An 18,922-nucleotide genomic window follows, 5' to 3' on the forward strand; every position below is an offset into this window, starting at 1 on the left:
ACTACCAGGGAGTGGAACATTTTGAAAAAGTGGAGTAGCTTATCATTCTTCACCAAAAACTTATTATTATCCTTCTTCAATATCGTATTGATCGGGCTAGTCCTTATTGTGTCTAGCTATTTGATCCAACGTACGATTTTGATTGACCAGTTGCATGGGCAAGTGGAAAAAATCACATTGAAGTGGGCGCAGGGCATTAATTCCGATGAAGTATCCCAAGCGGTTCAAGAAAAAAATTATGATGGACCCATTCAAACCAAACTCCGTACCTATCTAGATAACATCATGGCCACGAACCCGAATATCTCTCACGCCTATATTTTCGGAACAGAGTTGGAAAATGGTAATCAGACATCCATTATTGCCATGCCAAAAGATCTGAGAGAATCATTTGAAAAAGAAAAGATGGGTGTCGGCGCTATGTACGAGCAACCCAATGTTGTGGCTGTAGGTGTAACGAGTATGCTGGATTCCGGCAAACCTACATTCACCAGCTTCTATGATGACTCTTTTGGCACATGGACGACTTTGATGACGCCGATTAAAGATCCTAGTGGCAAAATCTTTGCTTATTTTGCGGTCGATGCTGATGCTGGTGCTGTACCTGCCGGATTGACCAAGCTGCTCATTAGCGGCGCTACCATTTTGGTGATATTCCTACTGATCTGCCTGGCGCTTCAATATTGGGTAGTAAAACGCACACTGTCTCCGATTAAGCAACTGATGTACGGTATCAGTGAAGTAAGCAGAGGAAACCTGGATGTTCAAATTCATACTGGTCAGGATGATTTGGGACTCGTGAATCAGAACTTTAACGATATGGTAAGCCATATTAACAGCATAATGACCAAAGTGAAGCAGACTACTGATGAAGTCAATGAATCTGCGAAAGAATTACTCGCAATCTGCGAGCAAAACGGAATCAATTCCAACATCATCAACCAAAATATCAATGAAATTACGGATAATATCCGTTCACAGGAAAAAGCGACAGGCGATAGTGCACGAGCTATGGCTGAAATGGCATCAGTTATCCAAAATATTGCTACTAGTTCTTCCAATGTGGCCGAAGAAGCCAATTCGGTAGAGAAGCGTTCGAATGAAGGTAACGAGATTGTAGATAAGGTATCATCCCAAATGCATTTGATTACCGATTCAGTAACGAATACTTCCCGTATCATCAAGTTGCTGGACAGCCGTTCACAGGAAATTGGCAATATCATTAGCACCATTTCAGGTATTTCTAGCCAAACGAACCTGCTCGCCCTGAACGCTTCTATAGAAGCTGCGCGTGTCGGTGAAGAAGGTAAAGGCTTTGCCGTTGTGGCCAATGAAGTACGCAAGCTGGCAGAACAATCTGCGGAGGCAACTAAACAAATTACGTCTCTGATTGAAGAAATTCAAAGTGAAATCGGACAAGCTGTGAATTCGATGGAGCAAGGGAACGTTGAAGTTCAAAACGGTATCGTCGTTGCTGGACAAGCAGGCGAGTTGTTCAACGATATTCTTCAAGCAACTAAAAATCTAGCATGGCAAATCCAAGAAGTATCCAGTGCTACGGAGCAAATATCTGCGGGGACACAGGAAATGACCGCGACAGCAGACGATCTTTCCTCCACCGTAACCAAAACAGCCAATAACAGTGTTCACATTATGCAAACGGTAGAGGAACAAAAAGCTTCTTTGGATTCTATCATCGAGTCATCCCATAAGCTGACTTCCATGTCTGAAGAGCTTCAAGAAATTACATCTTATTTCAAAATTGCAGACACAAACCGTACCAAATCATAATATCCATTTATCGATTTCAATGTATATTTCATAAGTAAGTCGTTCGGTAATGCCTCCCTCCTGTTCATCCATTTGAAGGGATCGGAGGCATTTACTAAATTTACAACTTATATTGAAACACCAAACATTCAGGAGGTTAGCGTAATGGCTTCATTACTACAAAACAGCACACAGACAGCTCCATCCCCATTCCTAGTTCCCTTGGATTTTGCACGTATACAGCGCAAGTATACATCCTCTACTTATCAAGTAGAGTTAGGAACATCCATCTCGGACCAACTGAATCAACAAAAAGTTGCGGAAGACAAACAGGCGGTGCTCTTATCAGCGTATACTGCATGGTTATATCGTCTATCCGCAGAGGAAGAAGTTTCTTTCTCTACTTTTATGCCACAATCCGGTCTGCTTACAGCATCGTTGACAGTTGAAAAGGAAACGACTTTTCATGAACTGGCAAGCTTATTTCAGGAGATGCTCCGTGAGCCTCATGCCTTCCTGGCAGAACCGCAAGCCGATACTTCATTTTCAACAACACTACCTACAGACAGCGGTGTAGAATCCCGTATTATGGACTGGGCTGTCAGTGAGAGCAATGGCACTTATCAAATACAGATTCGATATGATCAATCACTCTTGCTGGAAACAACGGTGGTCCGCTACGCTGAATACTTTGTAACCCTTCTGCGTGGTGCACTCAACAACAGCCATGCACTTGTGAATTCGATTGACATATTATCGGACGCAGATCGAGCTGCTCACGAAGCTTTAAATAATACAGTCGTAAAATATCCTGAGCATCAGACGATTCACGGAATGTTTGAAGAAGCGGCTTCCCAATACCCTGATCGTCCAGCTATTGCTTCCCATACAGGTGAGTATACGTACCGTGAATTGAACGAGCGTGCTAACCAAGTTGCACGTGTTTTGTTATCCAAAGGTCTCACCAAAGGTGAATTCGTGACCATCTTCATGGAACGAAGCTTGGAGACCGTTATTTCCCTGCTCGGCATACTGAAAGCCGGAGGGGTCTACGTTCCTGTTGATCCCGCTCACCCCGCTGACCGGAGTAGCTACATTGTCGAGGACACGCGTTCTCCATTTGTTTTAACAACTTCCGCACTCACCCAACAAGCGGCTGAACTATGCGGGTCAATTGAAACCGTAAAAGAAATATTAGCTATTGACGGACCACTGGCAGGTTATGCAGCCAGCAATCCAAACGTTGATGTAAGTCCAGATGATCTAGCTTATGTCATCTATACCTCCGGTTCTACAGGCAAACCAAAAGGTGCCCTGATCGCTCACCGCGGTGTCGTTAACCTGGGAGCTGTCGTACAACGCGATTGTGACATTACGCCTCAGGATGTATTGACCCAATTCGCCACCTATAGCTTCGATGCTTCTGTGTGGGATACGATTGGAGCCTTGTTTTACGGTGCAAAATTGTACTTGCTGTCTTCCGAAGAGCGCGTATCTGTTGAAGAATTCGCTGAAGCCATCGAACGTACGGGCACAACGATTATTACTATTTTGCCAACCGTATTTTTTAATCAGCTATCTACGTACCTGTCAGACGAAGGTTATCGTAAACTCGCAAATGTTCGAATTGTTACTGTAGCAGGCGAAGCGCTGTATGGCTCACAAGTTCGGGCCTTCCAAAGCAAATTCGGTACAGATACCGACATCGTAAACGTATACGGACCTACCGAATGCACCGTAGCGACGACGACCCATCGGGTTCGTGGTGCCGTACCTGAGCATGTCGTTAATATCCCGATCGGCAAGCCGATTTACAATTACAAAGTGTACATCGTTAACGACGATAATAAGCTCTGTCCTGTCAATATTCCGGGCGAAGTATGCATTGCTACGCCTGCGTTGGCCCATGGCTATCTCCACCAGCCGGAGCGTACAGCCCAATCGTTCGTGGACAATCCATTTGTCCCGGGTGAGAAAATGTACCGTTCGGGGGATATCGCCAAGCTACTGCCAGACGGTACGATTGAATACGTAAGCCGGAAGGATTCGCAGCTCAAAATTCGGGGGAACCGGATTGAAATAGGAGAAATTGAAGACCATTTCTCCAAACATCCAGGTGTTCAGGACGTAGCTGTCGTTGCTGTCAAGGATCACACAGATCAGAATATGTTAGTTGGCTATTTCACCACTTCGGACGGACAGACCATTCCACAGGACGTTATTCAGTCTTATATTGGAGGCAAGCTGCCTTCCTATTTTGTACCGACCCATGTTGTTCATCTGGAAGCCATGCCTATTTCACCAACTGGCAAGATCGATCGTAAAAAGTTGGCCCTGCGGCCACTTCCTGAAGTGTCTGATGTTACGTCCGGCGGGGAACCTCTCCGCGAAGGAACTGAAACACTGATTGCCGAAGCTTGGACACAAGTGCTTGGTAAAAATAACATTGGCGCGACCGACGATTTCTTCCTGATAGGAGGCGATTCGCTTCGTGTCATTCATGTGCTGGCTATTCTGAAGCCGCGTTATGGCGCGCTGCGTATTGGAGACTTCTTCCGCTACAAAACTGTTCGTGAGCTTGCTGAATATGTAGAGCAATTAGGTACAGAACAAGCGCCTCAGCGCAAGTCACTCGCGATTTCTCAGGAAAAAACAGATTTGAATGAACATCCTATTGAGTTGCCTGGCACTTCAGATTTAGCTGAAATCCGCGACTTGCGCGTGATTTTGTTGACCGGAGCCACGGGATATCTGGGTTCACACATTCTGTATGACCTGCTCCACCGGACAGAAGCCAAAGTATACGCAATGGTACGCCCTTCTCAGGACGGTCCATCTGGCTTTGAGCGTATTCAATCCGTATTGACAGGATATTTTGGTCAAGGTATCTCCAGCTTGATGGAAGGACGGGTGAAGGCTGTCTATGGGGATCTAGAGCAAGCTGATCTTGGTCTCTCTTCTGTCGACCGCCATATGCTAGAGCACCACATCGACGGTATCATTCACAGCGCCGCTGACGTTCGCCATTTTGGTGATTCAGCAACCTTCGATCGCACGAATGTGACCGGAACATTGGAACTGCTAAAAATCGCTCAAGCTAAACCAGGAGTCTCCTTCCATCACGTTTCCACTATGGGAATACCAGAGGATCTTGCAAACGAAGGAAAATGGGAATCGACATTAGAACTCTCTGCCTTCCCAGATGAACTGCACGTGGACAACCTGTACACGAACAGTAAACTTGCGGCAGAGAAGCTATTATTCCAAGCAGCTCAAGCAGGTACGCCTGTCTCGATCTACCGTGCCGGTAATTTGACCGCCCATTCGGCCAACGGACGCTTCCAGCGTAATATCGACAGCAATGCTTATTATCGTATGATGAAAGCGATGCTGCTGCTGGGCAAAGCTCCACAAGCCGATTGGCATACAGACTTTACACCGATTGATTACGCCAGCCGTGCTATTGTAGAACTGTCCGTCAAGCAAAAAAGTGCGAACCGCATTTTCCACATCTGTAATCCGAACCCACTGCCATATGATGAACTGATCGCTATGGTAAACCAGCTCGGTTACGCAGTAGAAACCCTGCCTTTTGACGATTACAGCGCTTGGCTGCTGAATCCGTCTTCTGGCATTCAGGAAGATGCACTTCACCTTGCTATGGGGCAACTCGAAGGTGATGGCGCCAAGGATTCGGCCTACCGTTACGGCTGCTCTGTAACCACAGCTCTGCTGGAACAAGCTGGCGTCCAGTGTCCGGTAACCGACCTGGAGTTTATTCGCAATATGATCGAGCATGCTGTCGAGATCGGTTACTTCCCGGCCTCATCTTCGATATCTGCACAAGCAACACAGAGGTAACAAAGTTGTGATATTTCCCCCGCGTGTTTTCGGTATGATAGACTAGATTTTGCTAGTTTCATATTTAGTATAAACCTCTATACTTTCAGAATTTTTTGCATGCGGGGGATGTCATTCAATGAAACACACTTTTTTAAAAAGAACATTGCTAATCATAAGCTTGGTAGCTATTCTAGGGATTTTGGTGTATGAAGCACGTAGCATTTATCACACACCTGTAGTAAAAGGAACTCATCGTACACGCACTGCTAATGCAGATCGACTGGTACGCCATTTATTTTCACTGACGCCTACACCAGATAGGGTATATTACCAAAACAAAGTCATTGTCCTGATGTATCATGAAGTGACCAAGACTCCACCTGATCCCGGTGCTCTCAAGCTTAGTAATTTAACGAAACAGTTGGACGAAATGAAAGCAAATGGCTTTCATTGGATCACCATGAAAGAGTATACAGATTTTATTTTACATAAAGGCAAAGTTCCCGATAATGCGGTCCTTATGACATTTGACGACGGATATGAATCCTTTTATACGGACACTTTTCCCGTGTTGAAGAAATATCATGTTCCGGCCACCAATTTTCTCATTACATCCACAATCAGCAATCCTAAACATATCGGTATACCCAAGCTGACATGGGATCAAATTCATCAGATGCATGCAGAGGGTATTGATTTTTACAGTCATACCAATGACGAGCATTCGTACGGATACTCCAACACCACGCGCACCAAACAAAAACCGCTTCTGATGGGTCCGGTGTATTCGAAAAAGCTGGGGCGAATGGAAACCGAGGAGGAGTTCAAACAGCGGGTTTATACCGATTTGGACATGGCTGATAAGAAGCTGTTCAAACATCTACACAATGATCAGAATGTACTGGCCTTCCCTTATGGTGGGTATACCAAGGAGACATTGGAAATTTGCCGCTCCTTGGGAATTGACGTTACGTTCACGGTGAAACGAGGAATTAACTCGCCAGGACAAACGAATGGCTATCGCGTCAATGCAGGTGGAATACACAATATTCCCGAAGTATTGGTACAATATATGAAAGAAGGGGCTCCCCTTCGCCCACTTCCTTTTGCCCAAGGTCCGAATGAGGCATCCTGAACACCATAGTTTATTTAAGAATAAAAAGAACCTTTACAATCATTTTATGTCAGGATTGTGAAGGTTCTTTTGTTGTATGATTTCGAGTTTAGGGCCAGATGCGAATTAGCGCAATCACAGCTAGATGTGCCGGATAAAAGCTGCGCCACAACCAACGCGGTACCCGACGATAAAATCCGCTCTCCTCAGTGGCAAAACATACAATCAGAATGCTGGACAGCAGACTAAAGTGCTGAATATTCGCATGGTGTACCATATCATACACAATATTCAAAACAAAATGGGCAGCAATCATCATATATGAACGGGTGTATCGATAAATAGAACAAGCAGCAGACCATAAGCTCCGTAATCCATCTGGCTGAGCTCCATAAATAGCGCTGTGAGGACGTACAGACCCGTTACAGCCACCCAATGCTTCATGCGAGATGCAGCAGACAGCGCGAGCAACGACGCCAGCAGCGTCCAGATCACATTGAGTCTATGCACATCAAATGCCAGCATATAGGGTACCTGGGAGATTAGGGCCAGCCCGAGCAGGCGAAGCATGTAACTCCGTATATTTCGAGTACGGGTATAGCCCATATAGAGGGCGTACGCATAGATTGGAAAAGCAAGCCTGCCGCCAATTCTCCAAGCCGGATCTGTCGGAAAAAACACAAGTCCGACATGGTCAATCAGCATCGTCAGCATGGCCAACCAGTACATATAAGGCCCCCTTATTCATGTTTTACGTCTTTTCTTCCGTCAAATTCAGAATGGCGTTCATAATATCCGTTTTCGTCACACGCCCTACTAATCCTTGAATTGGAGCCAAGGAAGTGCATTGCTCGTCCAAAACTGGAAGACAATTCACCTGATGTCGAACCAGTCTCGATATTGCTTCCAATAAAGAATCTCCTGGAGCAAGCGTCGTCATTTGGGCCCGGCGAGTCATAGCCATGGTCACCGGGACAGTGTGAAGATCAGTATGTCCCAGCATGACCTTCAGTAAATCTTTGCGGGTAACAATACCAATGAGCTCCTGCTCCTCCCCTGTGACCATCAGCGTGCCTGTATTTTGCTGAAACAGCATCAATACCGCATCATAGGCGGTAGCATCACCTGATATCAAAATCGGATCACTTAGTATATCTGCCACAGTCATCTTTTTGAGCATACTGCCGATATGGCTATCATATTTTGGATAACGCCCTGGCAAGTAGCCCACCTTTGGTTTGGCATCTACTAGCCCGAGCATAACGAGCAAAGCAAGGTCAGAACGCAAAGTCGGCCGCGATAGTCCCAGCTCTTCAGCGATTTTATCCCCTGTAACAGGCGCCAGACGCTGGACAATATCTACAATTTCCCGCTGTCTTTCTGACAGTTGAATAATGATTACCTCCTTATGGAATGGGGTAGTATACATTATAAATGAGCACAGATCAGTAAATTTCAGGATGTTTCAACAATTCATCAAATTTTAATCATAGACCGCTTGTTTTCAAATTTAAAATGTGTCACAATTAAGAATGTAATACATACTAATTATAAGTTTAACGTGTGCAATATGCTACATTTAAATGAACATAATGTACACCATATGATATGTATTATGTACTATATAAACCTGAGGAGGAAAATCAAATGAAATTTTTCTTGGATACTGGTAACATTGAAGAAATCAAACGTATTGAACGTTTGGGTCTGGTTGATGGTGTAACAACCAACCCTTCCCTGATCGCTAAGGAAGGTCGAGTGTTCAAGGAAGTCATTCAGGAGATTTGCAGTATCGTTGAAGGTCCCGTAAGTGCTGAAGTAATCGGCCTCAAGGCTGAGGATATGCTTACAGAAGCTTATGACATCGCAAAATGGGCACCTAACGTGGTGATCAAGCTTCCTATGACTGAGGACGGTTTGTACGCTTGTAACGAGCTGACCAAGAACGGAATCAAAACGAATGTAACACTGATTTTCTCCGCAGCTCAAGGTTTGATGGCAGCCAAAGCTGGCGCTACTTTTATCAGCCCGTTCGTAGGACGTCTGGATGATATCGCTGTTGACGGTATGAAGCTGATCCGCGATCTGAGACAAATTTTGGACATTCATGGTCTGAAATCGGAAATCATCGCTGCTTCCATCCGCAACATTAAGCATGTAGAAGACGCTGCCCTGTCTGGTGCACATATCGCCACCATTCCAGGTTCCTTGCTTCCTTCCCTGTGGAAACATCCGCTGACAGACAGCGGTATCGAACGCTTCCTTAAGGATTGGGAAACTGTACCTAAAGCTTAATTCGCCAGTCATGGCAAACTATATTGTACTAATACCCCAACAGCCCGTTTTTACGGGCTGTTTTTTGCACTTCTTTTGACAAAACAACTTGTTGTCTATATAATTGTTATAACAACTAATTAATTTCAAAGTATCCCTGTACGGAAAATAGAAAGGAGTGCCCTATGAACAATTTGCCTCCCGATTGCTCTATTGGGATGTTGCTCGGGATCACTCATCGTAAAATGAGTCAACAGCTCTTACATCGTCTTAAACCTTATGATATTTCCCCAGAGCAATGGTCGGTTCTATACCAAATCTATCAAGCCGAGGGTTTAAATCAGAAAGAAATTGCAGCTAAGGCCGTAAAGGATCAGCCCACTACGACCCGTATTATTGATTTGTTGGACAAGAAGGGCTGGGTACGACGTGTGAATAGCCCGCAGGACCGCCGGGCCTATTTGCTTCATTTGACTGAAGCTGGTCGACAGCTTGTGGAGGAGACCCTCCCCGTCGAACGGGATGCCAACCACGATTTTGTAAAAGGAATTTCCTCTGCCGATCTAAAGCAATTCCGCCACATTCTTTTACAAATTCATACCAACATGACTGAATCAGAAAAACAAGGAGAGAACGATTAATATGCAACAAGGCAAGCAACCTCTTTGGACCAAGGAATTTATCGTTCTTACGGTTTCCAATTTATTTTTGTTTCTGGAACTACAGATGATTGTATCTTCCATTCCTTCCTATGTGAAAAATGCATTCCATGCTACCTCCGTGCAGGTCAGTCTTGTTACGACTTTGTTCGCATTAAGTGCAATTGTCGCAAGGCTTTTTTCTGCCCGTATGCTGGAAAAAGGACATCGCAGCGCCCTGATCTTCGTTGGACTGCTGTTTGCATTAGCAGGAACGCTGGGCTACAGTGTTTCACCGACAATTGCAGTGCTCCTGCTCATGCGTATGCTGTTTGGGATCGGCTTTGGTATGAGCAGCACCGCCTTTCCAACAATGGTCACTGACGTCATCCCTCCCAAACGTCTTGGTGAAGGAATGGGATTTTTTAGTCTGTCCACAAGTTTAGCGATGTCTATTGGGCCAACTATCGGTATTTCGATGCTGCAATACGGCAGTTTTAACCTGCTTGCCTATTCGACATCCGCTGTCATTGTTGTCATTTTCCCTCTAGCTTACTGGCTCATTCGCACACTGCCTAAGGGGCACGTCGAACCACCTATGGTTCCTTTGGAAGAAGGGCGCAAACCAGCATTTAACCGTAAATTGTGGATCCCCGCCTTATTGAACATGTTGATGTCTATCACATATGGCGGGTTGCTCGGTTTTATGGCGCTTTATGGAGATGAAGCTAATCTTGCGCACCCGGCTTACTTTTTCCTGTTTAATGCGGTATCTGTACTGATCGTGCGCCCCTTCTCGGGTCGTATATATGATAAAAAAGGGGCAAAGGCACTGCTTATCCCTGGTTCCCTGTTTCTCATTGGCGGTCTGATCCTGCTTTCCTACGCACACAGTGACGCCTTTATGTATCTGTCTGCTCTTTGCTACGGTATCGGGTTTGGTGTTATGCAGCCAACGTTGCAAACCTGGATGATTCAGGTTGTGTCACCTAAACAGAGAGGCATGGCAAACGGTATGTTTCTCAATTCCCTCGATTTCGGGGTCGCAGCCGGAGCGCTTATACTTGGCGTTATCGCCAAAGCCAGTGATTATGCATGGATGTATCGTCTTTCGTCGCTGTTTGTTGTGTTGTTCTTGCTGATTTATGTCATTCAGATCATCGCAAGCCGCAAGCCTAAAAGAAATGTCCCTCTAGAGGGATAAGACTATTCTTTAGAATGAGTATCCATCTATACTCGCTCAAATATCAAAAGCACCCGTTACCATGGCTTTATTCCATGGAAAACGGATGCTTTTTCATTTTGCAATTTATTTATATTTCGCAGGGGTTTTGTGTCTAAGCTTAGAAGAAAGAGGCTTTTCTCGAGAAATGTATGTCATTCCCTCACTCTTATTGCTGCGATCACTGGATTTGTCCCCTGCTGGTTCATCCTGTTCTGGCTTGACCGCAAATAGCATCAGCAGAGCCGCAATTCCCCCCACTGCGGCCATGACGCCAAAAAGCAGACCATGCCCACTGCTGCCTATCAGCAAAGATACAACCGGCGGACCTAAAGATACTCCGACAAAGCGCATACTGCTGTACAAGGAAGTGATAGTTCCGCGCTCCTCTTTTTCAATCCCCTTGGTAATCAGTGCATCCAAACAAGGGAGTGCGAGCCCAATACCGCCGCCCCCTAGCGTAAACAGGCCAATCACCGCATAAATATGTTGAAAAAATCCGAGAATGGCAAAGCTAATCGTCAATATGGCCAAACCTCCGAAACCGATCCATTTCATACGTTTTTTGTGCTTGCCAATAACTTTGCCACCTAAATAAGAGCACAGACAGAGGGAAATAAGCGGTATAGCCAGCACAAAGCCCTTCCAGACGCCATGGAGGTTGTAGCGACTTTCCAGTATGTCGGATAAGTAGAACAAGACGCCAAAAATGACAAACATGCAAATACCGCCCATAGCAAAAATAGCGTAGAGCCAGCGTCCCTTTTCGGCAAGCACCTGCTTCACATTCCCCACAAATTCTCGAAACATAATCGGTTGATTTTTACGCTTGGGCACATGGATCAGCCAAATGACCAAAATAAGCGAAATCAGACAGAGACCCGGAATCACTGCCAATGGCAAAAACCATAGCACAGCGCCCAACGCAGCACCGAGAATCGGACTTAATACTTTACCGAATGTGTTGTAGGTCTCGACTACCCCCAGGTTCTTGCTGGCTTCATCCTCGTTCTCGTACAGATCGCCCACAAGCGGAATAACTATAGGAAAAGCACCTGCCGCTCCTGCGCCCTGAAGTAGTCGACCTGCAATAATGGTCCAGTATGCTGCCAGGTCATGGAGCAACCATGCTCCCACCGCAGAAATTCCCCCTCCAATCACAGTCAGAATCAGACAGGGAACAATCACTGCTTTACGGCCAAATCGGTCGGATAGATAGCCCGCAATCGGTATCAGTAAAATGGCCACCACCGCATACACTGTAATCAACATGCTAATCCGAAAGGAGCTTACATGTAGCTTACGTCCGATTTCCGGTAAAACCGGAATCAGCATGGAATTACCCAGCGTCATCATCAGCGGGATGGAACCTAATGCAACCAGATTCCCTTTATTTTGTTGCATCCCGTTACCACCTTTGCAAAAGTAATAACACACAGCTGTCCAGATTCGTTCAACAGATATTATTGTGTTTACATTGGTGGGAATTTATACGGCTATACTTTAAAACCACCGACCCTTGCGTTTAGCAATTGCGACATATCCGCCACAGTATGAATGGACGATGCAATTTCCTCCATGGAAGCCAGTTGCTCTTCAGCCGCCGCACTGACGCTTTGGGTTCCTCCTGCCGTCTGCTCCGCTACTTCACGGATGCGTTCCGCGGCCTTCACCATTCGCTCAGATCCACCGGACATTTGTTCTACAGACCGGTTTACACTGTGAATCTGCTCGCTGACTTGTTGAATGGAACTTCCAATCTGACGAAATGCAGTTTCAGCGGATTGCATGACCTTTACGCCAGATTGCACTTCAACTGTTCCAGACTGCATGGTTGAAGCGACATGCCCAACATGCTCCTGAATATTTTGCACAAACTGTGTGATTTCTGCTGCTGAAACCGATACTTGCTCGGACAATCTTCTTACCTCAGAGGCCACAACAGCAAATCCTTTGCCCTGTTCTCCCGCTCTTGCCGCTTCAATGGACGCATTAAGCGCCAGCATTCCAGTCTGTTTGGCAAATCCGGTAATAACAGATCCGATCATGCCAATCTGCTCCGCCTGTTCACTAAGTGAACGTACAGCACGTGCAGAGCTGTCTACACTTTCGCTTACCTTCTCCATCTGACGCATAGCCTTACCAATCGATTGTTCCCCTGCTTCTGCATCTTTAGCAGCTGTATCAGACAATTCATATACCTGCTCGCTTGTGGCAGCAATCCGTTCCAGCTCGTTGGCAAGCTCTTTTATGGTATCTGTAGTTTGTGTAATATCATCGACCTGATGCTCCATACCAGTCGCAAGCTCTTCCATTACACCGGAGGTATGACGATTGGCCTGATTCATTTCCTCAGTACTGACGTTAACACGCTCTGCGGTTACGGTTAATGTACGAGCCGTATCCTGAGCATCCACAATGATATTGCGGAACCCTTCAATAAGCTTGTTGTAGGAGCTCGCAATCATACCGATTTCGTCTTTGGACGTAATATCCAGTCTACTTCGCAAATCTCCTCCACCTTGAGACATTTGCAACAGCTGCTCATTCATATGGTGTAATGGACGAATAGAACGAATCAAAACGATAGATTGAGCAATACTGTAAATAATAACCAAAAGCCCTACAATGCTCGTAATTAAGGTTGTATTCGTCATCGTTTGATGCGCCTGCTGTATTTTCACCGTTACCATATCTTCCTGCGCTTTGACAAATGCTACCACCTTGGTATCAAGTTGCTTGCGCAAAACCCGTTCGTTTTCAAAATCATCGAGCAATTCAGAAAATGACGGGAAGGCATCATCTCTTGTACTCTTATACCCCGCTGTAGTCAGTAGACTATGAACTTGATTCATATAGGTATTAATCCCTGTTTTGAGATCAGTCATCTTCTTTTTTGTATCCTCATTGCCTGTATTGAGCAGAGCTTCTGTCTCCTGTAACAACTTTGCAACTTCACTTTGCTTGTTTCCGATTTCGTTCCCATACTGTTCGTCACGAGTCAACAAATATGCCCGCTCATCATTGGATATCCCGTTTAACAAAAATTGCAGAGACTTGGAGTTATACGCAATCGCCTCTTCACGGTTCATAATATCTTTGTACTCATTCTCACTATGTACACTTAAAATGTAATTGGTCAGCAGCATGGCAGCAATCACACTTGGGATCAGTATCGCGCTGAGAATCATTTTGGTCTTAATTGTTAAGTTCATGAATTGGTCCCCCAGTTGTTTCAAAATAAAATGTTCAACTTACTATATATCGTTTTATTGATCTGTTTTTTTAAATGAAACCGAAAAAGTGTATAGATTTTCAAATATATTTGTGTCTTTTTAGTGAACATATATATATTTATTAATATCAAAAAACAAAAAAATTCAAATTAGGGAAAAAGATAAGAACCATTAGTCGTTTATACTTGTCGGATTCGGATGATTAAAAATGATATACTATGTAATGGTATGCTATAAGCCTCAAGGAGGATCTGCATGAAAAGTTTGGAGCTCAAACCACTTATTCACGTGCTTAACGAGTTGGAAACCCGTAGCTGTCTTATTGAGCAACAGGGACATACGATCATGGATTACTACCGTGAGCCTCAATTCGCCAACGAACTCTATAAAATAAATTCCTGTACCAAAAGTGTGATTTCTGCATTAGTTAGTATTGCTATGGATCAACGACTGGTACCCAAACCAGAGACACCGATCCTCGAATTTTTCCCCCAGTTAGCCAAAGACAGTGACCCTCGAAAGCGTGATATTACGATTGAACACCTGCTGACGATGTCTGCTGGCTTTAACTGGACGGAATTTGGGGGACAAAATTCTTTTCCTACCATGAGCAAAACGTCCGATTGGGTGCAATTTGTGCTTTCACAGCCATTATCGGATATACCAGGTACGCGAATGGAGTACAGCTCTGGCTGTTCTCAACTTTTGGCCACCTTGCTGCGTTCTGCCTCTGGACAAGCCGTTGCTGAATTTGCCGAGGAGCAATTATTCCAGCCACTTGGTATCGATAACTATCAGTGGGAAACCGATCCGCAAGGCACTCACACCGGGGGCTTTGGGCTGCATCTCAGACCGCTGGACATGCTCAAATTCGGGCGACTTTATCTGAACGAAGGAAGCTGGGAAGGACGGCAGATCATCCAGACAGAAACCGTCCGATATTCGACCCGTCCATTTCTTCCAGCCTCCAAACCACAAAAAGCATATTACGGCTGTCACTGGTGGGCTTCTTCCTTTTCAGATGAGAGAGAGACAGGAACGGAAACAGGCTTTTTTTACGCACTCGGCTTTGGTGGGCAATACATTATTGTGGTCCCCTCTTATGACTTGGTAGTTGTCCTCACGGCTGATAAATTTAAAAAGAAACGGACTCCTGTGGATATTTTCCGGCAGTACCTTGTACCACTACTACTTCAGCAAAATGCATAGGGTATGATATCAATGCTAAAGTTGAAGATATTCTTTATCGGATGCTACATCAAAAAGGGCTTGCCTGTTTGTATCAGGCAAGCCCTTTTTTTTGCAATATAATCGCTACAATATAATCTATCCATCCACGGATGAACTCCTAACCTAGGCCAAGTGAATAGTGAGCTCTTGCTGTCCGCTGGAGGCTGGTGTAATGATTAACCCCTGTTCTCCTGCCAGACTAGTGCCTTCCTTCACTTGAACAGCCTCATGGATACCGCGCAGTACTAACGACCACGGTTTAACGGCACCTTCGGCCTTCAGCGTAATGACAGAATCCTTGCGGCTGGCAGTAACCGTAAGCTCTTCTTCACCTGATGTATTCACAATGACCGTGCGGGTCTGTTGCCCCTCACCTAGTTCAAACAAATGAAGCGCTACTTGATCTGCATAATCATAATCCGGACGACGATCCTCATGACCGATAGCCAGCAATGTGTTTGGCTTCACGAGCACAGGCAAGGTTGTAAAATCATGATGCTCGTTGACCCAATGACCGCCAGATACGATTTCATTCGTTAGCAAATTCGTCCATTGACCCTCTGGTACATAATACTGTACATTGCCTTCTTTATTAAAGATCGGAGCTACCAAAATGGAATCCCCCAGCATGTATTGTAGATCCAGCGTGGCACAGGTAGGGTCCTGCGGGAATTCCAAAACCATAGCCCGCATCATCGGCAGTCCCTTCACCGAGGATTCCACAGCAGCTGCATACAGGTGTGGCATCAGCGAGCATTTGAGTTTGGTAAAGCTGCGCACTACGTCGACTGACTCTTCGTCAAACAGCCAAGGAACACGGTATGACACATTTCCGTGTAGACGACTATGGGAGGATAACAGTCCAAACTGTACCCACCGTTTGTATAAGTCCGGCGCAGCCGTTAGTTCAAAGCCGCTAATATCATGGCTCCAAAAGCCAAAACCACTCAAGCCAAGCGATAATCCGCCCCGCAAGGATTCTGCCATCGACTCATACGTGGACGAGCAGTCTCCGCCCCAGTGAACTGGGAACTGTTGTCCCCCGGCTGTGGCAGAACGTGCAAATAATGCGGCTTCATTTTTACCCAGCTTTTCCTCCAGCACATCAAACACAGCTTTGTTGTACAAATGCGTATAGTAATTATGCATTTTCATTGGATCAGAGCCATCAAAATAAACTACATCTGTTGGAATACGCTCACCAAAGTCGGTTTTGAAGCAATCCACGCCTTGATCGATCAGCACCTTCAGCTTATCCTGATACCAGGCAACTGCAGCCGGATTCGTGAAGTCAACCAGCCCCATTCCCGCCTGCCACATGTCCCACTGCCACACACTGCCATCGGCTGTTTTAACCAGGTAGCCATTCTCCATGCCTTCATCAAACAAAATGGACTTTTCTGCAATATACGGATTGATCCATGCGCAAATTTTGAGACCTTTAGCTTTCAATCTCTGCAGCATGCCTTCCGGATCTGGAAACATATCTTGATCCCACTGGAAATCGCACCATTGGTATTCCTTCATCCAGAAGCAGTCAAAATGGAATACCGAGAGTGGCAGATCCCGTTCAGCCATCCCGTCCACAAAATGGTTTACTGTCGCTTCATCATAATCAGTCGTGAACGAAGTGGTCAGCCACAAACCAAAGGTCCAGGCCGGCGGCAATGCAGGCTTGCCTGTCAGCTTGGTATAATTATCAAGTACCTCCTTAGGATTAGCTCCACCAATAATAAAATACTCTAACGATTCGCCAGAAACGCTAAACTGTACCTTCGAAACATTTTCCGACGCAATCTCATAGGATACCTTTTCCGGATGATTGACGAATACACCGTACCCTTTATTGGATAAATAAAATGGAATGTTTTTGTACGCCTGTTCACTGCTGGTCCCGCCATCTTCATTCCAAATATCAACGATCTGACCATTTTTCACAAACGGAGTGAAACGCTCTCCAAGACCGTATACGTACTCCCCCATGCCCAGCTCCAGCTGCTCTCGGAAAAAAGGCTGGTCTTGTGGGTCCGTAATATAGCCTGGTCCCCGATGCCCACTGCCTGTGACTTTACGATCCTTGACATAAAAGCCTACGTCCCAGCTCTTTCCACGACCGACTCGCACACTCAGATCGCCGCTTTTCAGCACCGCTACATCCTCACCCAACGTAATAGCCACCTCTGTCGGCAAGGTGTGAATTTCAAAATCTGGTCCATGATGCACCCGTCCCTTATGGTGGTTCAGACGCACCCGAATAACATTCGGCATGGGAGAGCTGTAGGTCGCTTTCAGTAACGCCCCGTTCAGCGTATCCCCTTTGTGCTCGATCCGGTGGGTTGCTGCATATACCGTCATGGAAGCATCGTCCGTCACGATATCACGGATGTCAGCAGGATTTTGTATTTCATAGCCCTTGCGAACCAACCAATAGCCATCAGTAAATTTCATCTGTCTCTTCCTCCGTCTCGACTTTTATATTCCTTGTTCCCAAATCGCTTATTGGATTTTTTCGAAATCCTTACTATAATAATATTGATTTATGTAAGGGTTTACTTCTTTTATTTTGACGTTTAGTATCAATATTTTGATGTTTCCTATATAAATCAGTTTGCCGAGAGGAATCAATGAAATGCAAAAGGAAATGTTACGAGAGAACCGCATTCACGGCAATCCCATGTATCCAGTCAGCGTATATCCTAGTGTAGAGCAATTGAACGGAAATAGTATATTGGAGTCCCATTGGCATGAGGAAATGGAGTTTATCGTAGTAGAACAGGGGAGTGCTGTATTTCAGACGGATATGGTCTATACGGAGGTTAGCGAAGGTGAAGCCCTTTTTGTAAACAGTGGCGAGCTTCACGCCGGTTATTTACAAAAAAGTCCTCGCTGTGTATTTTCTGCGGTGGTGTTTCACCCGGACATGCTGCACAGCCGCACGCAAGATACAGTTCAGACCCAGTTTATTGAACCGTTTATCCATAAAAAGCTCGTCCCTCCCCCTCACATTCGCGGTGTACAGTCTTGGGAGCAGGAGCTATTGACCGCGTTGAAACGTATTATCACCAGCCATGAACAGAATGCGCCTGCCCGTGAGCTGACCACCAAAGCACAACTCTATAGCATAATCGCCTGCCTGTTCCCGCATATGACTCCGGCTAACGGAGAAGACGTGGTTATGGCGAGTCAACGCAACAAGGTCGAACGGATCAAAAAAGCACTGGCGTACATCAACAGTCATGCGCATGAGCCCATTCGTTTGCGAGAGATCTCAGATGAGGTTGGGATGAGCGAGGGACATTTCTGTCGTTTCTTCAAGCAGATGGTGCAGAAAAGTCCGGTTGAATATATCAACTATCAGCGGATTCAAAAGGCTTGCAGGTTGCTAGAGCAAAGTGACCGCAAAGTAGTTGATATTGCGCTGGATGTGGGATTTGAAAATCTAAGCTATTTTATTGCAACCTTTAAAAAATGGAACGGTCTGACTCCTTCGCTATACCGCAAGCAGCACGAAGCAGATCAGGCGCTTGCTGTCCCTGCTATAACAGACTAAAAAGCATGATTTTGATTTGAATAGAAGCCAGTAAAGTTACAAAAA

At 45.5% G+C, this 18,922-nt stretch carries 14 protein-coding genes; 8 read left to right on the top strand and 6 right to left on the bottom strand.

Going from position 1 to position 18,922, the window contains the following annotated elements:
* Positions 1–21: 21 nt before the first annotated feature.
* The 3 genes from BN1546_RS02045 (at position 22) to BN1546_RS02055 (ending at position 6,748) form a co-directional block, all read left to right on the top strand.
* Positions 22–1,791: a methyl-accepting chemotaxis protein gene (locus tag BN1546_RS02045; RefSeq protein WP_058829450.1), complete on the top strand. Its 1,770-nt coding sequence runs from the start codon at positions 22–24 to the stop codon at positions 1,789–1,791.
* Positions 1,792–1,935: 144 nt separating this feature from the next.
* Entirely contained in the window at positions 1,936–5,631 is a 3,696-nt protein-coding gene (locus tag BN1546_RS02050; protein WP_090735593.1) for a non-ribosomal peptide synthetase family protein, read from the top strand.
* A 118-nt stretch (positions 5,632–5,749) separates the two neighbouring features.
* Positions 5,750–6,748, top strand: coding sequence for a polysaccharide deacetylase family protein (locus BN1546_RS02055; protein WP_090735597.1), 999 nt, complete (start codon positions 5,750–5,752; stop codon positions 6,746–6,748).
* Between the two features lie 88 nt (positions 6,749–6,836).
* Here the strand turns inward: BN1546_RS02055 and BN1546_RS27665 are convergent, their stop codons facing one another.
* Genes BN1546_RS27665 through BN1546_RS02065 form a run of 3 tightly spaced genes read right to left on the bottom strand, consistent with a single transcriptional unit; the run spans position 6,837 to position 8,156 of the window.
* The gene (locus tag BN1546_RS27665) at positions 6,837–7,022 is read right to left on the bottom strand and encodes a hypothetical protein (RefSeq protein WP_255305251.1); all 186 of its coding nucleotides are present in this window, start codon (positions 7,020–7,022) and stop codon (positions 6,837–6,839) included.
* 20 nt (positions 7,023–7,042) lie between these two features.
* Positions 7,043–7,456 carry a TraX family protein gene (locus BN1546_RS02060; protein WP_255305252.1) on the bottom strand — a complete coding sequence of 138 codons (414 nt, stop codon included), beginning with the start codon at positions 7,454–7,456 and terminating at the stop codon, positions 7,043–7,045.
* A 22-nt stretch (positions 7,457–7,478) separates the two neighbouring features.
* Positions 7,479–8,156, bottom strand: coding sequence for a CBS domain-containing protein (locus tag BN1546_RS02065; RefSeq protein ID WP_255305253.1), 678 nt, complete (start codon positions 8,154–8,156; stop codon positions 7,479–7,481).
* 218 nt (positions 8,157–8,374) lie between these two features.
* Between BN1546_RS02065 and fsa the strand changes: the two genes are divergently transcribed.
* The 3 genes from fsa (at position 8,375) to BN1546_RS02080 (ending at position 10,843) form a co-directional block, all read left to right on the top strand.
* Positions 8,375–9,022 carry a fructose-6-phosphate aldolase gene (gene fsa / locus BN1546_RS02070; protein ID WP_040101606.1) on the top strand — a complete coding sequence of 216 codons (648 nt, stop codon included), beginning with the start codon at positions 8,375–8,377 and terminating at the stop codon, positions 9,020–9,022.
* Between the two features lie 164 nt (positions 9,023–9,186).
* Complete coding sequence (locus BN1546_RS02075; RefSeq protein ID WP_013370591.1) at positions 9,187–9,642, top strand: MarR family winged helix-turn-helix transcriptional regulator; 456 nt, start codon at positions 9,187–9,189, stop codon at positions 9,640–9,642.
* Between the two features lies 1 nt (position 9,643).
* On the top strand, positions 9,644–10,843 hold the full coding sequence (locus BN1546_RS02080; protein WP_013370590.1) for an MFS transporter: 1,200 nt from the start codon (positions 9,644–9,646) through the stop codon (positions 10,841–10,843).
* Positions 10,844–10,948: 105 nt separating this feature from the next.
* On the opposite strand, the gene BN1546_RS02085 is transcribed toward BN1546_RS02080, so the two are convergent.
* Together BN1546_RS02085 and BN1546_RS02090 are read right to left on the bottom strand one after the other, a co-directional pair.
* A complete protein-coding gene (locus BN1546_RS02085) occupies positions 10,949–12,265 on the bottom strand; it encodes an MFS transporter (RefSeq protein ID WP_058712216.1) in 1,317 nt (438 codons plus the stop codon).
* Positions 12,266–12,357: 92 nt separating this feature from the next.
* On the bottom strand, positions 12,358–14,076 hold the full coding sequence (locus BN1546_RS02090) for a methyl-accepting chemotaxis protein (protein WP_090735602.1): 1,719 nt from the start codon (positions 14,074–14,076) through the stop codon (positions 12,358–12,360).
* A gap of 276 nt (positions 14,077–14,352) precedes the next feature.
* On the opposite strand from BN1546_RS02090, the gene BN1546_RS02095 reads away from it, so the two are divergent.
* Positions 14,353–15,306, top strand: coding sequence for a serine hydrolase domain-containing protein (locus BN1546_RS02095; protein WP_090735605.1), 954 nt, complete (start codon positions 14,353–14,355; stop codon positions 15,304–15,306).
* Positions 15,307–15,450: 144 nt separating this feature from the next.
* Here the strand turns inward: BN1546_RS02095 and yicI are convergent, their stop codons facing one another.
* Positions 15,451–17,775: an alpha-xylosidase gene (gene yicI / locus BN1546_RS02100; protein WP_090735607.1), complete on the bottom strand. Its 2,325-nt coding sequence runs from the start codon at positions 17,773–17,775 to the stop codon at positions 15,451–15,453.
* A gap of 181 nt (positions 17,776–17,956) precedes the next feature.
* On the opposite strand from yicI, the gene BN1546_RS02105 reads away from it, so the two are divergent.
* The gene (locus BN1546_RS02105; RefSeq protein WP_064963146.1) at positions 17,957–18,877 is read left to right on the top strand and encodes an AraC family transcriptional regulator; all 921 of its coding nucleotides are present in this window, start codon (positions 17,957–17,959) and stop codon (positions 18,875–18,877) included.
* Positions 18,878–18,922 lie beyond the last annotated feature (45 nt).

Origin of the sequence: Paenibacillus sp. Mc5Re-14 (genome assembly GCF_001049835.1) — a bacterium.
Classification (GTDB): Bacteria; Bacillota; Bacilli; order Paenibacillales; family Paenibacillaceae; genus Paenibacillus; species Paenibacillus polymyxa_C.